Raw genomic sequence first — 17559 nt, 5'->3', positions numbered from 1 at the left:
GCGGGATACTCCTATTTTTCGCAACCTTTCCCTCGCGCTTCTAGTCTTTTCCCGTCTAGTTTGATAAAATAGAGTCGTGTCCGAGTAATGGACGATATAAAGGAGCGTTAACTATATGCTATCCATCTTCAGACGATCAAATCAAACGACTGACCGGCAGCTCAAAAAATACCGCAAAGTCGTGGATCATATAAATAAAATCGAATCCGATTATACCGGTCTGACCGACGAACAGCTTGCTGCAAAAACCGTCGAATTCAAAGAGCGCATCGAAAAAGGTGAAACGATCCAGCACATCATTCCGGAAGCGTTCGCAGTCGTGCGGGAAGCGTCGAAACGTGTACTCGGCATGCGCCACTTCGACGTGCAGCTCATCGGCGGCATGGTGCTCGCCGAAGGAAACATCGCGGAGATGCCGACAGGCGAAGGGAAGACGCTCGTCGCCTCCCTCCCCTCTTATGTACGTGCGCTCGAAGGCAAAGGTGTCCACGTCATCACCGTCAACGATTACCTGGCTCGCCGGGACTTCGACCAGATCGGCCAGATCCACCGTTTCCTCGGGCTGACGGTCGGGCTGAACGTGCCGATGATGCAGGGGCTCGAGAAGAAAGAAGCGTACGACGCCGACATCACATACGGAGTCGGGACGGAATTCGGCTTTGACTACCTGCGCGACAACATGGCCCAGCATATCAGCCAGAAAGTGCAGCGCCCTTATCATTACGCGATTATCGATGAAGTCGACAGCGTCCTGATCGACGAAGCGAAAACACCGCTCATCGTCGCGGGTAAGATGCAGGCCGATGCCGACCTGCATATGATCGCCGCACGGCTCGCCAAACGGTTCAAGCAAGGTGTCGATTTCGACTTCGATGACGAAACGAAATCGACAGCGCTCACGGAAGCCGGCATCGAAAAAGTCGAAAGAGCGTTCGGCGTCGACAATCTGTACGACCTTGAGCACCAGACGCTGTACCACTACATGATCCAGGCGGTCCGTGCCCATGTCATCTTCAAGCGCGATGTCGACTATATCGTCAAAGACGAGAAAATCGAGCTTGTCGACATGTTCACCGGCCGTATCATGGAAGGGCGGACACTGTCGGACGGTCTTCATCAGGCGATCGAAGCGAAAGAGAACTTGCCGATCACTGACGAAAACAAAGCGCAGGCCCAGATCACGATCCAGAACTACTTCCGGATGTATCCGAAGCTGTGCGGGATGACGGGAACTGCGAAAACACAGGAAAAAGAGTTCCGCGAAGTGTATAACATGCAAGTCATCCAGATCCCGACGAACCGCCCGCGCCAGCGCATTGATCAGCCGGATCTTGTCTTCGAAACAGTGGATCAGAAGTACAAAGCGATGGCGGAAGAAGTCGTAAAACGGCATGATGCCGGCCAGCCGGTCCTTGTCGGAACGACGTCGATCCTGCAGTCGGAAAAAGTTGTCGAATATTTGGATGGATACAAACTGGACTATAATCTGCTGAATGCGAAAAGTGTCGAGCAGGAAGTCGAACTGATCTCGAATGCCGGTCAAAGAGGCCACATTACGGTCGCGACGAACATGGCAGGCCGCGGAACCGACATTGTTCTCGGTGAAGGGGTGGAAGATCTCGGCGGACTGTTCGTGCTCGGGACGGAAAAGCACGAAAGCCGCCGCGTCGACAACCAATTGCGGGGCCGTTCGGGACGGCAGGGGGACAAAGGCGAATCCCGTTTCTTCCTGTCGCTTGAAGACGACATGTTCAAACGGTTCGCGAAGGACGACCTGGAAAAATTCACGAAGAAGATCGAGACGGACAAAAACGGACTCGTGCTGAACAAGGACGTCAACGAACTGACAGAGCGGACGCAGCGGATCGTCGAAGGATCCCATTATTCAATGAGGGAGTACAACTTGAAGCTGGACGATGTCATCAACGATCAGCGGAATGTCCTCTACGCGCTGCGTGATAATGTGCTGGAACGCAAAGACATTATCGGCACGCTGGAAAAGATGCTGCATGAGACGATGGAGTTCGTCGTCTACGACAGCTGTCCGGATGGCGAAACACCGGACCAATGGGACTTCGAGCGGATCGAAACGACGATGAACAGCCTGCTGCACCAGCCGGTCGAACTGCCGCGCAAGTTCGATAAACCAGCGCAGATTGTGAAGTTCTATGAAGGACCAATCGATGAATTGGTTGCATACGTCCGTTCGTTTGAGGATAATGAGCAGGTGAACCAGCTGATTCCGCAAGTGATGCTGAGCCATATCGATTCGATGTGGGTGAAGCACCTCGAAGTGATGACGCGCCTGAAAGAAGGGATCGGACTCCGGTCATATGGACAGGAAGATCCGATGCGGATTTATCAGCGGGAAGGTCTGGAACTGTTCGGCAAGCATTACCAGAAGCTGCGCCGAAGTATTGCAGCAGAAGTGATCCAATTCATGAAGATCCTGACTGATCAGCAGGAAGAACAAGCACAGGAGGTTAACTGATGAATTTCTTTTCAATGTTTAAAAAGACGGAGAAGACCGGCAAAGACAGCACGATCGGTTCAGAGGAACTGATGGCAGGTACAGGCGGACAAAGCGGCGATGAAGATATCGAAACGGCGCTGTCGCTCCACCCGTCATGGCAGCTCCCGCAGGAACAGGAATATGTATTCCGCTTTCTGGCGAACGAACTCGAGCCGCTCAAACCGAACCAGATTTCGCTGTCCGGCATCGATATCGATGTAGAACCGGCAACAGGCGATTTCCTCGTCAAAGCGTTCTTCCGTTCGTCACTCGACCAGGCGATCACAGTCGGCGAAGTCGAACTGATGCTTCTCGATGAAGAGGGCAAAACGATCGGCTCCCAGCAGTTCGACCTGAATGAACTCGGAGAAATCCAGCCGCGCAGTGCCCGTCCATGGGTGTTCGTCTTCACGAAGGACAACCTGTTCGTCGAAGAGCCGCCGAAGGAAAACTGGAAACTGGCATTCAACGTCCAGTCGATGGTGCCGCACAAACTCGAATTGGAAGAGTCTTGGGAACAAGGACTTCCGGCCGAGCAGAAGAAAGCGCTTGAGGAAGTCGTCAGCAACCTGCCGAAACTGAAACCGCGCGAAGTGAACATCGCCGGATTCCAGGCGGTCAAGCAGGACGACGGCAGCATTGCCGCGTCGGTCTTCATCCGAAACGGCCACTCGAAGCAGATCAACATCGAAAAACTTCCGCTGGAGCTGATCGATGCGTCCGGTGAAGTGGTCGCAAGCGGCTCCTTCGATATCGGCTCGCTGCCGGTCAATGCAAACACGACGAAGCCGTGGACGTTCATCTACCCGAAAGAAATGGTATCGAATGAAAACCCGGACTTCTCACGCTGGACGATCCGCGTGCCTCAATAATAGGTTGGATAGAAGCCCCCGCTGCGCGCGGGGGCTTTTTTGTGTTGGTGCGGGGCGTTAGGGACGGGTGCTTATTACTGGGCGAGTCCATAGCAACGTGTTTCCGGCAATAAAGATGGCTTCTTCTGCCCGAGCGAGGCCATTTTGTCATCGGACGGGCACTTAAGAGCCCTTCTTCTTCCCGCACGACGCCATTTTACCGCCGGGCGGGCACTTAAGAGCCCTTCTTCTGCCCGCGCGACGCCATTTCCCTGCCGGGCGGGCACTTAAGAGCTCTTCTTCTGCCCGCGCGACGCCATTTTGTCATCGGACGGGCACTTAAGAGCCCTTCTTCTGCCCGAGCGAGGCCATTTTGTCATCGGACGGGCACTTAAGAGCCCTTCTTCTTCCCGCTCGACCTCATTTTTCCGCCGGGCGGGCACTTAAGAGGCCCTCTTCTTCCCGCACGACCCTATTTTCCCAACAAACGGGCACTTAAGAGCCCTTCTTCTTCCCGCACGATCCTATTTTCCCACCGAAAGGGCATTTAAGAGCTCCCCTTCTTCCCCCACGACGCCAAACCGCCGCTTGCCGGTCACTAAAGCGTTCCCGGCTTCTCACTAGCATCTCTGTTGTCTGAATAGTGTCTGAATTGTGTGACGCACAGGTACCGGTTTCCCGCAGGTACCGGTTCCCCGGGTTTCCCCTCCGTTTCCCCCATCACTCCCCCTTCTCCCAAACCAAAAAAGGCTGCCCGCGGGCAGCCTTTTTCAACTTCCTTCTATTATATTAGAACTTCTGGTCGGTGATGACGGTTACGTCAGGATGGTCGAGCAGGTACGTCACGGGCCATTCGGTCGAGATTTCGCCTGCGTACAGTTTTTCGAGCGCGGCGCGTTTCTTTTCGCCGAATGCTGCGACGATGAGTTTCTTCGCCTGCATGATGGAGGAGATCCCCATTGTCAGTGCGGTGGTCGGCATCGTTTCATCTTCACTGAAATACTGGCTGTTCACGTCGATCGTCGACTGTGTCAGTTCGACGACGTGAGTCACCGATTCCGGAGATGTTCCCGGTTCATTGAAAGCGATGTGGCCGTTTTCCCCGATGCCGAGGAATTGGATGTCGAGCGGGTTCTCTTTCAGCAGTGTTTCGTAGCGGACACACTCCGCATCGAGGTCTTCCGCCATGCCGTTTTCGATGTATGTCTGTTTGAACGGTTTCTTCGAGAACAGGTGCTTCTTCATATAGTAGGCATAGCTGTTTTCGTGATCGGCCGGGATGCCGATGTACTCGTCGAGATTGAACGCTGTGACATCCGAGAAATCGAGGTTGGATGACACCATCTTTTCATAGACCGGTTCCATTGTGCTGCCTGTCGCAAGTCCGAGGACGTGCAGTCGTCCTGCTTCGAGTTCTCCGCGGACGATATTGCAGATTTCCTCCGCTCCCTGTTCCTTGCTGTCCACTGTGATCGTCTGGATATTTTTCATATGGCTCCCCCTGCTTTCATGGATAATTACTTTCCTCATTTTAAAGTGTGCGGCCCCATCGGTCAACAAACGCTCCACTTTCCCCTATCCCCTACAGTGCCTTCCCCTAAACAAGCGGGAAGGCCGGGAAAAATATATTGTCTAAACTGTGGTGTATGTATGAACAAAGTGTGAACTTCTTTCCCGTGACTAAAACACTAGGGAATTCCCTAGTATTTAAATTTCGCAGAATCAATATGATGAAAGTAGTTCAAAAAACAAATTCAGACAAGAAACGAAGGCGGTGAACGAAATGGCAAAGAAACACCCGAACAGCCAGGCTCCTGCTGCGAATGAAGGATCCAACTTGAAAGGGACTTTCATCATGGTCATGATCCTCGGCATCCTGATGGTCGGCTCGTGGTTTGGCGCGTATTGGCTTTTCATTTCAAGATAATGGACGGAGAAAGGAGCAGAAACTATGCATCTGCACAAATATGAAAAAATCTGGCTCGCATTCGGGATGGCCTCATTAGTTGTCTTCTTATTAGTTATCGGGTTTGCCGCGTTTTGGAAAGGCACCCACCCGCAAAGCAGCCTGGACATGATCGATCAAAATAATATTGAAGCCTATGATAACTTCAAGCCCGAGAACCTCGGCCTGCAGGAAGTGGCGGACGGCAAGTACAAGGTGAATATTGTCGCTTCGACATTCAACTACGATTTCGGTGTCGATAAAGACGAGAAACCTGTCAAAACGATCCGCATCCCGCAAGGTTCCACGGTGCTGTTCACGATTACAACAAAGGACGTCGTACACGGCTTCCAAGTTGCCGGCACGAACGTCAACATGATGGTCGAGCCTGGCCACATCAGCCGGTATGAAACCGTTATGAAGAAAAAGGGTGAGTATACGATTGTCTGTAACGAATACTGCGGCATCGGACACCACCAGATGTTCGGAAAGGTAGAGGTGTATTAACATGGAAGCGACAGAAAGAAACCTTCAATTGTTCCCGAAAAAAGACGCGCGGCTGTACATGTCGTTCATGTATGTGACGTTCACGTCGCTCTTGGTCGGCGGGCTGATGGGCCTCCTGCAGACATTCGTCCGCTCCGGCCGGTTCACGCTCCCGTTCAACATCAACTATTATACGATCCTGACGGTGCACGGCGTCATCCTCGGCCTCGTCCTGACGACGTTCTTCATCATCGGATTCCAATTCGCACTCATGGGCAAGACGGTCGGCATCTCCGACAAACAGCGCATGGTCGGCTGGATTTCGTTCTGGATGATGCTCGTCGGTACTGTCATGGCTGCGGTCACGATCCTCGTCGGCCAGGCGAACGTGCTGTACACATTCTATGCACCGCTTGCCGCACACCCGGCGTTCTACTTCGGGCTTGCGTTCGTCATCATCGGCAGCTGGATCTCGGCGTTTACGAATTTCCGCCAGCTGTATGTATGGAAAAAAGCGCATAAGGGCGAGAAATCCCCTCTGCTCGCGTTCATGGTCGTCATCAACATGCTCATGTGGGTCATCGCGTCACTCGGTGTCGCGATTGCGGTGGTCGTCCAATTCATCCCATGGTCACTCGGTATGACCGATACGATCAACGTACTCGTCAGCCGGACACTGTTCTGGTACTTCGGTCACCCGCTCGTGTACTTCTGGCTGCTGCCGGCGTACATGGCCTGGTATGCGATCATCCCGAAAATCATCGGCGGCAAGCTGTTCAGTGATTCGCTCGCACGTCTTGCGTTCATTCTGCTTCTCATGTTTTCCATCCCAGTCGGCTTCCACCACCAGCTGACAGAGCCGGGCATCGATCCGACATGGAAATTCATCCAAGTAGTGCTGACAATGATGGTCGTCATCCCGTCGCTTATGACAGCGTTCTCGATCTTCGCGACGTTTGAAATTACAGGGCGCAGAAAAGGTTTCAGCAGTCTGTTCGGCTGGTTCAAGAAACTGCCATGGGGCGATGTCCGGTTCCTCGCGCCGTTCATCGGTATGGTGGCGTTCATTCCCGGCGGTATCGGCGGGATCATCAACGCTTCCCACCAGATGAACGCGCTCATCCACAATACGATCTGGGTGACCGGCCACTTCCACTTGACGGTCGCAACGACGGTCATCCTGACGTATTTCGGTATTGCGTACTGGCTCGTCCCTCACTTGACCGGACGCCGCCTGACACCACAGCTCAACAAACTCGGCATCATCCAGTCGATCATCTGGACGGTCGGCATGCTGATCATGTCGACATCGATGCACATCGAAGGTCTCCTCGGCGGCCCACGGAGATCCGCGTTCTCGAATTATGCAGGCGGTGCACAAGTCGATACGTGGATCGGCTATCAGCTTGCACAGGCGATCGGCGGTACGATCCTGTTCGTCGGCATCCTGCTCATGACGTATATCTTCATCAAACTCGCATTCTTCGCTCCTAAAGGCGTCGAGGAGTTCCCGATTGCGGAAGAAGATACGGACGCGCAGAAGACGCCGAAAATCCTCGAAAACTGGTACCTATGGGTCGGCATCACGATTGCGCTCATCGCATTCGCTTATACGATTCCGATGATCGATATCATCAAGCACTCTCCTCCGGGTTCAGTGCCATTCAAGTTCCCGATCGGCCGGAGCTGACAACATATATAAGAAGACGGACAGCGCAGGGGGCTGTCCGTCTTTTCACGTTGCCTCAAGCGGCAGCTGGAGATTCGGGAACCGCGGCGAGCTCAGGAGCCAGCCGTTCAGTTCCTCGATCGGCACGGGCTTGCTGAAGTAGAACCCTTGGATTTCAAAGCAGCCGAGCGCCTCGAGCCGCCGAAGCTGCGACTCCGTCTCCACGCCTTCGGCAACGGTATGCATATGCAGGCTTTTCGCCAGAGCCAGGATCGAGCGGACGATGGCGCGGCTTCGCACGTCTGTATCGATACCGCGGACGAACTGCCGGTCGATCTTCACTTCCTGGAAGGAGAATTTCTGCAAGTAGATGAAGGCCGAGTACCCTGTGCCGAAATCGTCGATGGAGACCGAAAAGCCCATATCCTGGAGCAGACGGATATGTGCCTCGACCACCTCTTCATCTTCCACCGCAACGTTTTCCGTGATTTCGATGATCAGTCTGGACGGATCGATCTGATGCTTGTCCTTGCAATCTTTCAGGAAGTCGGGGAATTTGGGGTAGAGGAAATGACGCGGGGACACGTTGACGGAGATCGTCAATTGTTCAAGTCCCATCTGCTCCCACTCTTTCAGTTGCACGCACGCCTGGCAGATCGCCCACTCGCCGATCTGCATGATCAGGCCGGTCGTCTCGGCGATGCCGATGAACGTGCCTGGTGAAAGGATCCCCTTTTCCGGGTGGTTCCAGCGGATCAGCGCCTCGGCTCCCGTCATGACATGGGACACGCTTTCCACTTGCGGCTGATAATATAAGCAGAATTCGTTTCGCTCCATCGCACTTTCCAGATTCATCTCCGACTGCATCGCTTCCTGCCATTTCTCGGACATCGACGGGTCATAGATCGCACGTGTCTTCCGCGGAGAGGGCGGCTGGGACGAATCGAGCGCCGTCTTTGCGGCCTGGATGCCTTCATACGCCGTCTTGATATGATCAGGATACAGTGCGACACCGTAACTTGCTGTCAGGTAGACATCCTGGCCCCCGTACTGGATCGGCTTCCGCATGTACGCCAGTATGGTCTCCATGTCGCGCCGGTTTTTCACCGGGTCTCCCTCGTGCTCCGTGAAAACGATGAAGTGATCGAAGGCGATCCGCGCAATGACCGAATCTGCCGGGAATGCCTGTTTGAAACGTCTTGCGATCTCAGACAGGATCACCCGGGAAGCTTCCGGTCCAAGGACGCTCTGGATCGCCGAGAACTGGTCGATCTTCAAATAGAGGAACCCGCCATGCATCGCCCTGCCGGCGTGCCTCAGACGGAAGTTCACTTTCTCGATGAACGCGTTCTCGTTGTCGATCCCGGTGACGGCGTCCGTATAGGCGAGTTCCCGCACCCGGCTTTCCATCTCCAGCCGGAAAAGACGGTCGAAGACGAATGACAGCATGTCTGCGATGGCCGCCATGATGACTTCATCGAGCAGGGACCAGTTTCTCCGCGCCACCGTCTCGCAGCAGAGCATACCGCCGATCCCCCGACTCAGGATGATCGAAGCTTCTATCAAAGAGGCCATCGGATAGTCGGCAAAGTAATCGTCCGGCAGTGTGCCGAGCGCTTCGTCACTTGCGACATCGGAAACCGAGCGCACCCGCTGCCCAGTGATGGACTTGAAATACTCCCCTGCTTCTTCCTTCGTTATTTCCCGGACGGCCGGCACACCGATCGAGTCTTCGGTGTAGGTGATTTCCTCCGTCATGCGTGTATGATCTTCGTTGAACAGCCAAATGCTGACCCGCTCGGCTTTCATGATCTGCGCTGCGTTCCTGCACAGTTCCAGCAGAACCCCTTCGACGGATTCCTTGCTCAAGTTCAACTGTTTCGCCTGTTCGAAAAACAGCTGCTGCTGCTGTTGTATCTTTTTGACGAACTCCGTCAGTTCTTCGTGACTTCTATCCACATCGATGCACCTCCTAAAAAGGCAGACTATTGCCGTACCGGCGTCCCGTGCTTTGCTTGCGTGCATGTTGGGCAGTTTTTCGCCCCCCCGGTCATACCTAATCTTTCTCCATACCCTTAGTGTTCCCCTCCCTGTTTTCGTGCAAACTCGCTATTCTTTTTATCAGACTATTTTGATACACTAATACTGAACGGTAATTCACTATAAGGGGTGGACGTATTGGCGATTGAACAGCAGGAGGGACTGGCGAAGACGTGGGAAGAGATCGAGCGGCAGCTGAACGAGTACAGCACGCCGTACCAAGGAAGCAGCGTCACATACGGATTCGAACTGCCGGGGGCGGAAGACGGGCAGTACGTGCTGAAGCTCTCGGACCAGCACGCATCCGTCACGGCCGGTGATCCGTCGGAAGCGGATTGCATCCTGACGATGAAGACCGAGGACTTCTACAAACTGCTGCATGGCAAACTGAATACAACGACAGCGTTCATGATGGGGAAACTGAAAGTGAAAGGCAGTCTCGGGCTCGCACTGAAGCTCGAAAGTATTTTGACAAAGTATCGGTTTTGAATTATTGAAGACGACAGAAAAACGCCTTCCCGCAATGGGAGGCGTTTTTGGTATTCATTGGAAATTCGTGATCAGCGTGCGGAGAAACCGCCGTCAATGACAAGTTCAGCACCAGAGATATAGGAAGCTTCATCCGACGCGAGGAACAGCACTGCGTTACCTACGTCTTCAGGCTGTCCGAGACGTGCAAGCGGCGTCATACGGATCAGACCTTCCAATGCTGCTTTCGATGATTCGAGGTTTGCAACCATCGGTGTCTGGATGACTCCAGGGAATACCGCATTTACACGGATGCCGTCTTTACCGAATTCAGCTGCGGCTGCACGGGAAATCGCACGGACGGAGCCTTTCGAAGCGGAATATGGGTTGTAGCCCATTCCGACGAGTGCCGTATAAGAAGAGATATTGACGATTGACCCTTTTCCTGCTTCTTTCATGTAAGGAAGAACGGCGCGCATTCCTGCGAATGTACCGAATCCGTTAATGTCGTGCAGGCGCTGCCAGTCTTGGAGAGTGATGTCGTCCATCGACTTCTCTGTGGAGATACCTGCACAGTTGATAAGGATATCAAGTTTGCCGAATTTGTCTGCTGCAGTTTTCACAGCTTCTGCCCAGTTATCTGCATCAGTTACGTTCAATTTCACGTATTCGACGTTCTCTTTGCCTTCCCATTTCGCTTGGAGAGCCTCTGTGTTAATGTCCGCTGCGACAACTTTCGCGCCTTCTGCAGTGAACAATTTCACCATCATTTCACCCATGCCTGAAGCTCCGCCAGTGATAAATGCCACTTTGTCTTGAAGTCTGCCCATTTGAACCGCTCCTTTTCGTGTTACTGATTCATTTTAACACCTAAATAATACTCCTATTAGTTAGAGGATGCAACCGAATGGCTCGCGCGTTTCAGCGTTTCTGCAAGGATCTTAGCGCCGGTCACGAGAGAGTCCCGGTCGAACGTCATCGCAGGGTGATGCAGGCCGGGACCGAGGTCCGCGCCGAGTCCGATCATCGTCGCTTTCAGATCCGGATTGCGGATCGTGTAGAAATGGAAGTCGTCGCTGCCTGATGTGATGACGTCGGGCGCATAGCCGTCTTCTCCGAGGACGTCGATGATCGCTTCACGTGCGATGTCTGCCGCTTCCGCCGATACTTCCGCCGCCGGTGTATGGTCCGTCCAGGTCACATCGATCGGTGTGCCGTACAGCTCCGCGATGTCCTGGATGCCTTTGTCGATGCGCTGTTTCAGCTGCTGCAGCACGTCGTTTGTCTGCGCGCGGACATCCATGCCGAACTTTGCTGTGCCCGGAATGATATTGAGGCTCTCCCCGCCTGCTTCGATACGGGTCAGCTTTGCTGAATACGGCTCGTACGGAGAAAACTGGACGGTCTTTAAAAACTGGCCGATGGCGAGAAGCGGGTCGATCGCATTCCGTCCCTGGTGAGGCCGCGCTCCGTGGGCGTCCGTCCCATTGATCTTGCCTTCCGCGAAATACGCGGCGCCGTGCCGGATGGCGGCTGACGCCTTGCCGAGCGGCAGTTCCTCTTTCGGACGCAGGTGGATGCCGAACAGATACGTCAAATCATCCACAGCTCCCCGGTCGATCATCGCGTTGGAGCCGTTCCCTTTCTCTTCAGCCGGCTGGAAGATGAACCGGATCTTGCCGCCGAGAGGCTCGTCCTTCAAATAGGAGAGAGCGCCGAGCACCATCGCCATGTGTCCGTCGTGACCGCAGGAATGGTTTGCCTGGTACGTTCCGTCGACTTCCTGCCAGAGCGCATCGATATCCGCACGGACGGCAGCGATCGGCCGTCCTTCTCCAATCTCCGCGACAGCGCCTGTCACATCTTCGAACGTCTTGAACGGGACGTCCATCTCCGTCAGAATACGGGCTATTTCCTTCGTCGTCTCATGCTCTTTCCAGCTCACTTCCGGATGTGCATGGAAATGATCGAACCATTTCCTGATCTGCTGTGCAACTGCCATTTGCGCCTTCCCCCTTTGTTATGTCCGTCCGATCTCTCCGTAGATGGAGAGGAGCCTGCCGAGGATTTCATCATAGGAATGCTCCCGGACGACCGCTTCCCGTTTTCCGCTGTCATCCGTTGTGTCACCCGAAAGAGCCTCGAGCAGTCCCCCCGTCAATGATTCTACTTCGCGGGGCGGCACTAGAATTCCTGCCCGGTCCCCCAGTAAATACGGCAGGCCGCCGACGTCCGAGGCGACCACTTGAGTCCCTGAGGCCATCGCTTCCAATGCCACGAGCCCGAATCCTTCGTGGTACGAAGGCAGCGCGAGCACATCCGCCGCAGCGAGCCACTTCGCGAGTTCCGCCTGCGGTTTCGTCCCCTCGAACGTAATATCGGCGATTTTCTGCCCAGCGATCCACTGTTCCACTTCTCCGACATATCCCGCCGAACGCGTCGAACCGATCAGATGGAGGGAGGCATGCGGAAAACGTTCCTTGACGCCTGCGAATGCCTTCACAAGTTCGAGCACGCCTTTCTCGCGTATGATATTGCCGATGAACAGCAGGACCGGTGCATCTTCAGGCAGACCGAGCTCCTGCCGCACTTCCGCTTTCGGAAGCGGGCGGAACACGGACTGGTCGACGCCCATGCTCATGACGGTGATCCGGTTTTCCGCTACACCGAAATCGGAGATCAGCTCCTGCTTCAGCCGTTCACCGACCGTGATGACGTGGTCCGCGCCTCGCAGCACATCCGCAGTGAGCCGTCTGATGCGCGCGCTTTTTTTCGCCATTTTATCGATATCCCCGCCATGGACGGTCACCACATACGGAATTCCGAACCGCCGTTTTCCGATGAGCGAAAGGAGTCCTGTCGGAAATGCGTAATGCGCATGGGTGAGGGAAAGCTTTTTGCGGTTTTTCATCATATAGAAGCCGGCCCGCGCCATCCACTTGCCGTATTTTGCCAAGGATCGGATTTTCCCGCCTTGCGGGTCCGTAATGGCGATGACGTCCGTTTCGACGCCGGCCGACCGCAGCAGTCCGACTTGGTTTTTCACGAAGATCCCGTACGTCGGATGAGCCTCCGTCGGGTACATATTGCTGAATACTGCAATCTTTTTCATAGCCAGCCCCGTTCCGCCAACAGTTCCAACACTCGTCGGCAATTCGATATTGTCGGTTACAAAGATACAGCAAATGGCCGGATATTTCATGTTTCGGCTGAAATATCGGCAAAAATAAAAACGCTTTCACCGGAAACTTGTTCCGACAAACCGCGTTATATCAGCATTCTCTATGAATCTACTTCTTTTGTAATGTACTTGTAATATAACTGTAACGGTAATGAGGTTTAGCCTATGCTAAGATGTTCACAGATAAAGTCACTGTCAAAGAAACGGTGCGAAAGGGGAAACTGAAAAACTTATGAAACTCAAACGTCTCGTGGCATTTGGAATCGCCAGTTTATTAATTTCTACGTCCGTACCGTCAATGGCATCTGCAAGTTCAGCAAGCGACCTCGTCTCAACCGCTAAAAATTACATTGGAACACCATACCGCTACGGTGGGACAACCACTGCAGGTATCGATTGTTCAGCCTATACACAGCTCGTCTTCAAGAAGAGCGGAAAATCACTTCCGCGGACGGCTGGCCAGCAGTACAACCAAGGAAAAGCAGTGTCGAAAAGCAATTTGACGACCGGCGACCTCGTCTTCTTCAATACGAGCGGCCGCGGTGTATCGCATGTAGGGATCTACATCGGGTCGAGCAAGTTCATCCACGCTTCGACAAGCAAAGGGGTAACCATTTCTTCCCTTAACGATCCATACTATTGGAAAAGCCGTTATGTCGGCGCTAAGCGCACAGCGACATTCGGCGAAACAGTTGTGGCTTCAAAGCCGGCAGCACAGGCTGTCCGCTATGCAACACGCGGTGAAATTGCAAACATTGTTGTGAAAACATTAGGCCTGCACCGTACAGGAAGCGATCTCAACTTCCCTGACGTAACTGCAAAAACGCCTTACTATAATGAAATCATGGCTGCAGCGGAAGCTGGAATCTTCAGCGGAAACAGCGACGGCCGGTTCAACCCGAACGATCAGCTGACACGTTCACAGATGGCTGTCGTATTGACACGCGCATTCAACCTGCCGACGTCCAATGACGTACCATTCAAAGACGTCCCTGCCGACTACTGGGCAGTCAGCCAGATCGGTGCTCTCTATGCGAACAACGTAACAAGCGGCTATACAGACGGCAACTTCGGCGTTGACGATAAAGTCAAAATCCAGGACATGCAGCGTTTCTTGGACAACCTTAAATAAGAAAAGCCTACGTGGAAATCTCTTACTCTAGAGGTTTCCACGTTTTTCGTTGTTTCAAACCTGTTTCCGTCAAGTTCCTTCCCTATTTTTTTCTGCATGAAGAAGCGCACGGCCCATGATTCCCGAGGCCGTGCGCTTTCGGTAGCTACTCATACTTGGAAACGGCTGACTTCCTGCTGGAGCTCATCTGCAAGGCGTGTGAGGCTCTGTGCGCTTGCGCTGATTTCCTGGCTGACCGCCAGCTGTTCTTCCGTCACGGTGCTCGTCTCGGTCGCGGCAGCTGACGCCTGCGTGCTGAGACGCTGCACTTCCCTGCCGCCTTCCGTCACTTCATCCGCCATCGCCTGGATCTCCTCGATTGCGGCGGAGACGGTTTCCACTTTGGCTGCGACATCTCCGACAGCATGCTGGATGTCCCGGAAGACGGAGCTCGACGTTTCGGTCGCTGTCATCCCGTGTTCGATCTTTTCAACGCCTGCAGCGATCGACTGTGTCGCTTTCGCCGCATCGGCCTGGATGACGCTCACCATGCTGCCGATCTCGGCTGCCGACTGCTTGGACTGTTCTGCGAGCTTCCGTACTTCTGCCGCGACGACTGCGAAGCCTTTTCCGGCATCCCCGGCCCGTGCCGCCTCGATGGCTGCATTGAGGGCGAGCAGGTTGGTCTGTTCCGCAATCCCTGTAATGAGGACGGTCACTTTTTCGATCTGCGATGAATGCTCGGCCATTTCGTCCATGATGGCGCTTGTGTCCTGGATGGTCGTACGGATCGTTGTCATCTCGCCGACGACGTCATCCATCGACGCGGACCCTTTTCCGACCAGTGCGGAAACAGATTCCGCGGCGCGCAGCATGTCTTCGTTGCTGACAGAGATCTCATTGACGCCGGCAGACAGTTCCGTCATCGACTGGGCGGACTGGCCGGCGATGCGCTGCTGCTGTTCACTGCCAAGCAGCTGGCTCTCCGTTGTCGCTGCAACCAGTTCAGATGACGCCAGACTCTCCTCTGAGCTCGCGGACAGCTCTTCCGCCTGCATGGCGAGCTGTTCTGCGGAGCCGGTGATCTTGCGGATCATACTGGCGACATCCGCGCCCATCTTATTGAAGGCATCCGCCATCTCCGCGATTTCGTCACGGCTCTTCACAACGAGAGGATCGATCGAGAAGTTGCCGTCCGCGATATGATGGAGACCTTCCGTCACGATGCCGACAGGACGTGAGATCGAGCGGCTGATCCGCCGGGAGATGAGGATTCCGACCAGCACGGCGGCGATCATGGCGACGCCGATGATGAGGACGAGCTGCGCCAGGCGCTGGCCGACTTCCTCACGTTTCGTCTCGAGCGCTTTGTACTGGCTGTCCTTGATTTCATCTGCACGGATCATGACGACATTACCGACGTCCTTTGACGCTTCGGACATCCATTTCGCGATGTCGTCCTTGCCGGCCTCGAGGTTATCGACGACGTTGTTCTGCAGCTTCATCGACTTCCCGTTCGCATCGACGAGTGCTCCGTACAGTTTTTTCTTCTGCTTCGTATCCGCCATCTTGCCGAGTTCGACGATCAGTTGTTCGGACCGTTCGTAGTCCGCCTGCCGTGCGTCGAGCATCGCCTTGTCCTGGTACAGCATATAGCCGCGGATCTGGCTCTGCATTTCGATCTGCTTGAGGACGAATTCATCCACCAGATCGACTTTGTGCACTTCTTCGTCCAGCATGTGCTCATAATCGCTGTTCAGTTTGACCAGCAGCAAGATGCTCGCTGCGCCGATCAGGACGAGCAGCAGTATCATGAGGCCGAAGCCTTTCCGCAATTTCCCCGCAATTGTCCGTTTCACCCATTCCACCCCGACTTCTTCTCTTTTTTCTGCCACTTCGGAATACCGTAATCATCTGAATACTTGTAACTAGTTCGATTATATCTGTTCCGAGCGAAGAAACCAATACTTTTCGACCACTCTTTGAAAAATGATGCGCTCCTTCGTACCAGACTCTGCGGATTAAATTGAAAAAGATCCGGAAGCCCTTACAGGCAGCCGGATCTTTCGTGTTCATTTACGGGAGAGAGTCCCTATCGTTTCCTGGAAGACGCCGACTGCGCGGTCGACATCCGCTTCGTTCCCTCCGTCTTTCAGCGTTTCCCCGATTTTACGGACAGCGTCTTCGAGCATCTCGGCCGTCGTGTTGCCCATGTGGCCGATCCGGAACGCTTTGCCCGCCAAGTGTGCTAGTGCTCCCGAGAGGATGATCCCCTGTTCCGAAAGCGTCGCACGGAACACCGGGTCATCCACCCCTTCCGGATAGCGGATGCAGCTGAGCGTCGGCGCAGCATCCTCTTCCTCAGCGAGCGGCACCATACCGTACACCCGGAGAGCGGTGCGCACAGCGCGGCCGTAAGCCTCATGACGGGCATAGCGCTTGCTGAGCCCTTCGTCTTCCACGATGCGCAATCCTTCCTCCAGCGCATAGATCATGTTGACGGGCGGGGTTGCGAAATACTTCGATGGGTCTTCCATGATCGGCAGCCAGTTTTCGATGTCGGCATAGTAAGCCGGGATGCGGTCCATTGCGCGGCGTGCGGCGAGCGCCGCCTTGCTGAACGCGACGATGCCGACTCCAGGCGGGACGCCGATCGCTTTCTGGGAGCCTGTCAGCACGATGTCGATCGCGGTGTTGTCCCCGTCGTAGTTGTGCTGCATGTCTTCCGGCATTGCCGTCGTCGCACAGACACCGTCCACGATTGCAAGTGCTCCGTGCTGCTTGATGAGCGGAATAAGGCGGTCGAGATCAGCTTTGACGCCTGTCGACGTATCGGCATGCGTCACCGTGACCGCTTTGTATGTGTGTTTGCTGAGCTGCTGCTCCACGTCATCCGGCGATACTTGGCTGCCCCATTCCGCCTGCAGGACGTCGATTTCATAGCCGAATGCATGCGCGAGTTTGGTGAACCGGTCGCCGAAGTAGCCGTGGCTGATGACGAGGAGCCGGTCGCCCGGCGCCATCGTGTTGACGAGCGCCATTTCCATGACGAGCGTGCCGGAACCCGCGACGATGAACACTTCCCCGTCCGTATTCAAAATCCGCTTCGTCCGCTCGATCGCCTGTTTGAACCGCCGGACGAAACGGGGGTCGGTATGGGCGCGTGTCTCTTCACTCAGTGCATCGTAGATCGAGTCGACGACTGGTGTCGGGCCGGGGATGAGCAGGCTGTCCTTGTTTTTCACGTGAATTCCTCCAATTGTCTGATAGTTTACATGATAGTATTCGACATTCTT

Annotated in this window: 14 protein-coding genes; 7 read left to right on the top strand and 7 right to left on the bottom strand. The window is 54.5% G+C overall.

All coding sequences use genetic code 11. The features are described 5' to 3' along the window. The first annotated feature begins 115 nt into the window (after window positions 1-115). A complete protein-coding gene (gene secA2, locus NFU03_RS09325; RefSeq protein ID WP_251638132.1) occupies window positions 116-2491 on the top strand; it encodes an accessory Sec system translocase SecA2 in 2376 nt (791 codons plus the stop codon). Beyond that, on the top strand, window positions 2491-3384 hold the full coding sequence (locus tag NFU03_RS09320) for an accessory Sec system S-layer assembly protein (RefSeq protein ID WP_251638130.1): 894 nt from the start codon (window positions 2491-2493) through the stop codon (window positions 3382-3384). Before secA2 ends, NFU03_RS09320 begins: the two co-directional genes overlap by 1 nt. 768 nt (window positions 3385-4152) lie before the next feature. On the opposite strand, the gene NFU03_RS09315 is transcribed toward NFU03_RS09320, so the two are convergent. Further along, window positions 4153-4845, bottom strand: a complete 693-nt coding sequence (locus NFU03_RS09315; RefSeq protein WP_309296266.1) for a glucosamine-6-phosphate deaminase — start codon at window positions 4843-4845, stop codon at window positions 4153-4155. A gap of 301 nt (window positions 4846-5146) precedes the next feature. On the opposite strand from NFU03_RS09315, the gene NFU03_RS09310 reads away from it, so the two are divergent. From NFU03_RS09310 to NFU03_RS09300, 3 genes are read left to right on the top strand one after another with little or no spacing between them, the layout of a single operon-like run. Continuing rightward, complete coding sequence (locus NFU03_RS09310; protein ID WP_251638125.1) at window positions 5147-5290, top strand: cytochrome c oxidase subunit 2A; 144 nt, start codon at window positions 5147-5149, stop codon at window positions 5288-5290. Window positions 5291-5314: 24 nt separating this feature from the next. Beyond that, window positions 5315-5815 (top strand): cytochrome c oxidase subunit II, encoded by a 501-nt coding sequence (locus NFU03_RS09305; RefSeq protein WP_251638124.1) that lies wholly within the window; start codon window positions 5315-5317, stop codon window positions 5813-5815. A gap of 1 nt (window position 5816) precedes the next feature. Next, entirely contained in the window at window positions 5817-7484 is a 1668-nt protein-coding gene (locus NFU03_RS09300; RefSeq protein WP_251638122.1) for a b(o/a)3-type cytochrome-c oxidase subunit 1, read from the top strand. A gap of 45 nt (window positions 7485-7529) precedes the next feature. Here NFU03_RS09300 and NFU03_RS09295 read toward each other — a convergent pair whose 3' ends face one another. Beyond that, window positions 7530-9422, bottom strand: a complete 1893-nt coding sequence (locus NFU03_RS09295) for a putative bifunctional diguanylate cyclase/phosphodiesterase (RefSeq protein ID WP_251638120.1) — start codon at window positions 9420-9422, stop codon at window positions 7530-7532. A 219-nt stretch (window positions 9423-9641) separates the two neighbouring features. On the opposite strand from NFU03_RS09295, the gene NFU03_RS09290 reads away from it, so the two are divergent. Beyond that, complete coding sequence (locus NFU03_RS09290; protein ID WP_251638118.1) at window positions 9642-9992, top strand: SCP2 sterol-binding domain-containing protein; 351 nt, start codon at window positions 9642-9644, stop codon at window positions 9990-9992. 71 nt (window positions 9993-10063) lie between these two features. Here NFU03_RS09290 and NFU03_RS09285 read toward each other — a convergent pair whose 3' ends face one another. From NFU03_RS09285 to NFU03_RS09275, 3 genes are read right to left on the bottom strand one after another with little or no spacing between them, the layout of a single operon-like run. Then, window positions 10064-10801, bottom strand: coding sequence for an SDR family NAD(P)-dependent oxidoreductase (locus NFU03_RS09285; RefSeq protein ID WP_251638116.1), 738 nt, complete (start codon window positions 10799-10801; stop codon window positions 10064-10066). A gap of 56 nt (window positions 10802-10857) precedes the next feature. Further along, on the bottom strand, window positions 10858-11973 hold the full coding sequence (locus NFU03_RS09280) for an amidohydrolase (protein WP_251638114.1): 1116 nt from the start codon (window positions 11971-11973) through the stop codon (window positions 10858-10860). 18 nt (window positions 11974-11991) lie between these two features. Continuing rightward, window positions 11992-13083 carry a glycosyltransferase gene (locus NFU03_RS09275; RefSeq protein ID WP_251638113.1) on the bottom strand — a complete coding sequence of 364 codons (1092 nt, stop codon included), beginning with the start codon at window positions 13081-13083 and terminating at the stop codon, window positions 11992-11994. A gap of 301 nt (window positions 13084-13384) precedes the next feature. Between NFU03_RS09275 and NFU03_RS09270 the strand changes: the two genes are divergently transcribed. Continuing rightward, complete coding sequence (locus NFU03_RS09270; protein WP_251638111.1) at window positions 13385-14284, top strand: C40 family peptidase; 900 nt, start codon at window positions 13385-13387, stop codon at window positions 14282-14284. 149 nt (window positions 14285-14433) lie between these two features. Here NFU03_RS09270 and NFU03_RS09265 read toward each other — a convergent pair whose 3' ends face one another. Continuing rightward, on the bottom strand, window positions 14434-16158 hold the full coding sequence (locus NFU03_RS09265) for a methyl-accepting chemotaxis protein (protein WP_251638108.1): 1725 nt from the start codon (window positions 16156-16158) through the stop codon (window positions 14434-14436). A 177-nt stretch (window positions 16159-16335) separates the two neighbouring features. Continuing rightward, window positions 16336-17508 carry a pyridoxal-phosphate-dependent aminotransferase family protein gene (locus NFU03_RS09260; RefSeq protein WP_251638106.1) on the bottom strand — a complete coding sequence of 391 codons (1173 nt, stop codon included), beginning with the start codon at window positions 17506-17508 and terminating at the stop codon, window positions 16336-16338. Window positions 17509-17559: the final 51 nt, after the last annotated feature.

Source organism: Sporosarcina sp. NCCP-2716 (genome assembly GCF_023707985.1).
Taxonomy (GTDB): domain Bacteria; phylum Bacillota; class Bacilli; order Bacillales_A; family Planococcaceae; genus Sporosarcina.
The sequence above is the reverse complement of the archived record's forward strand: the minus strand, read 5'-3'. Positions and strand labels throughout refer to the sequence as shown.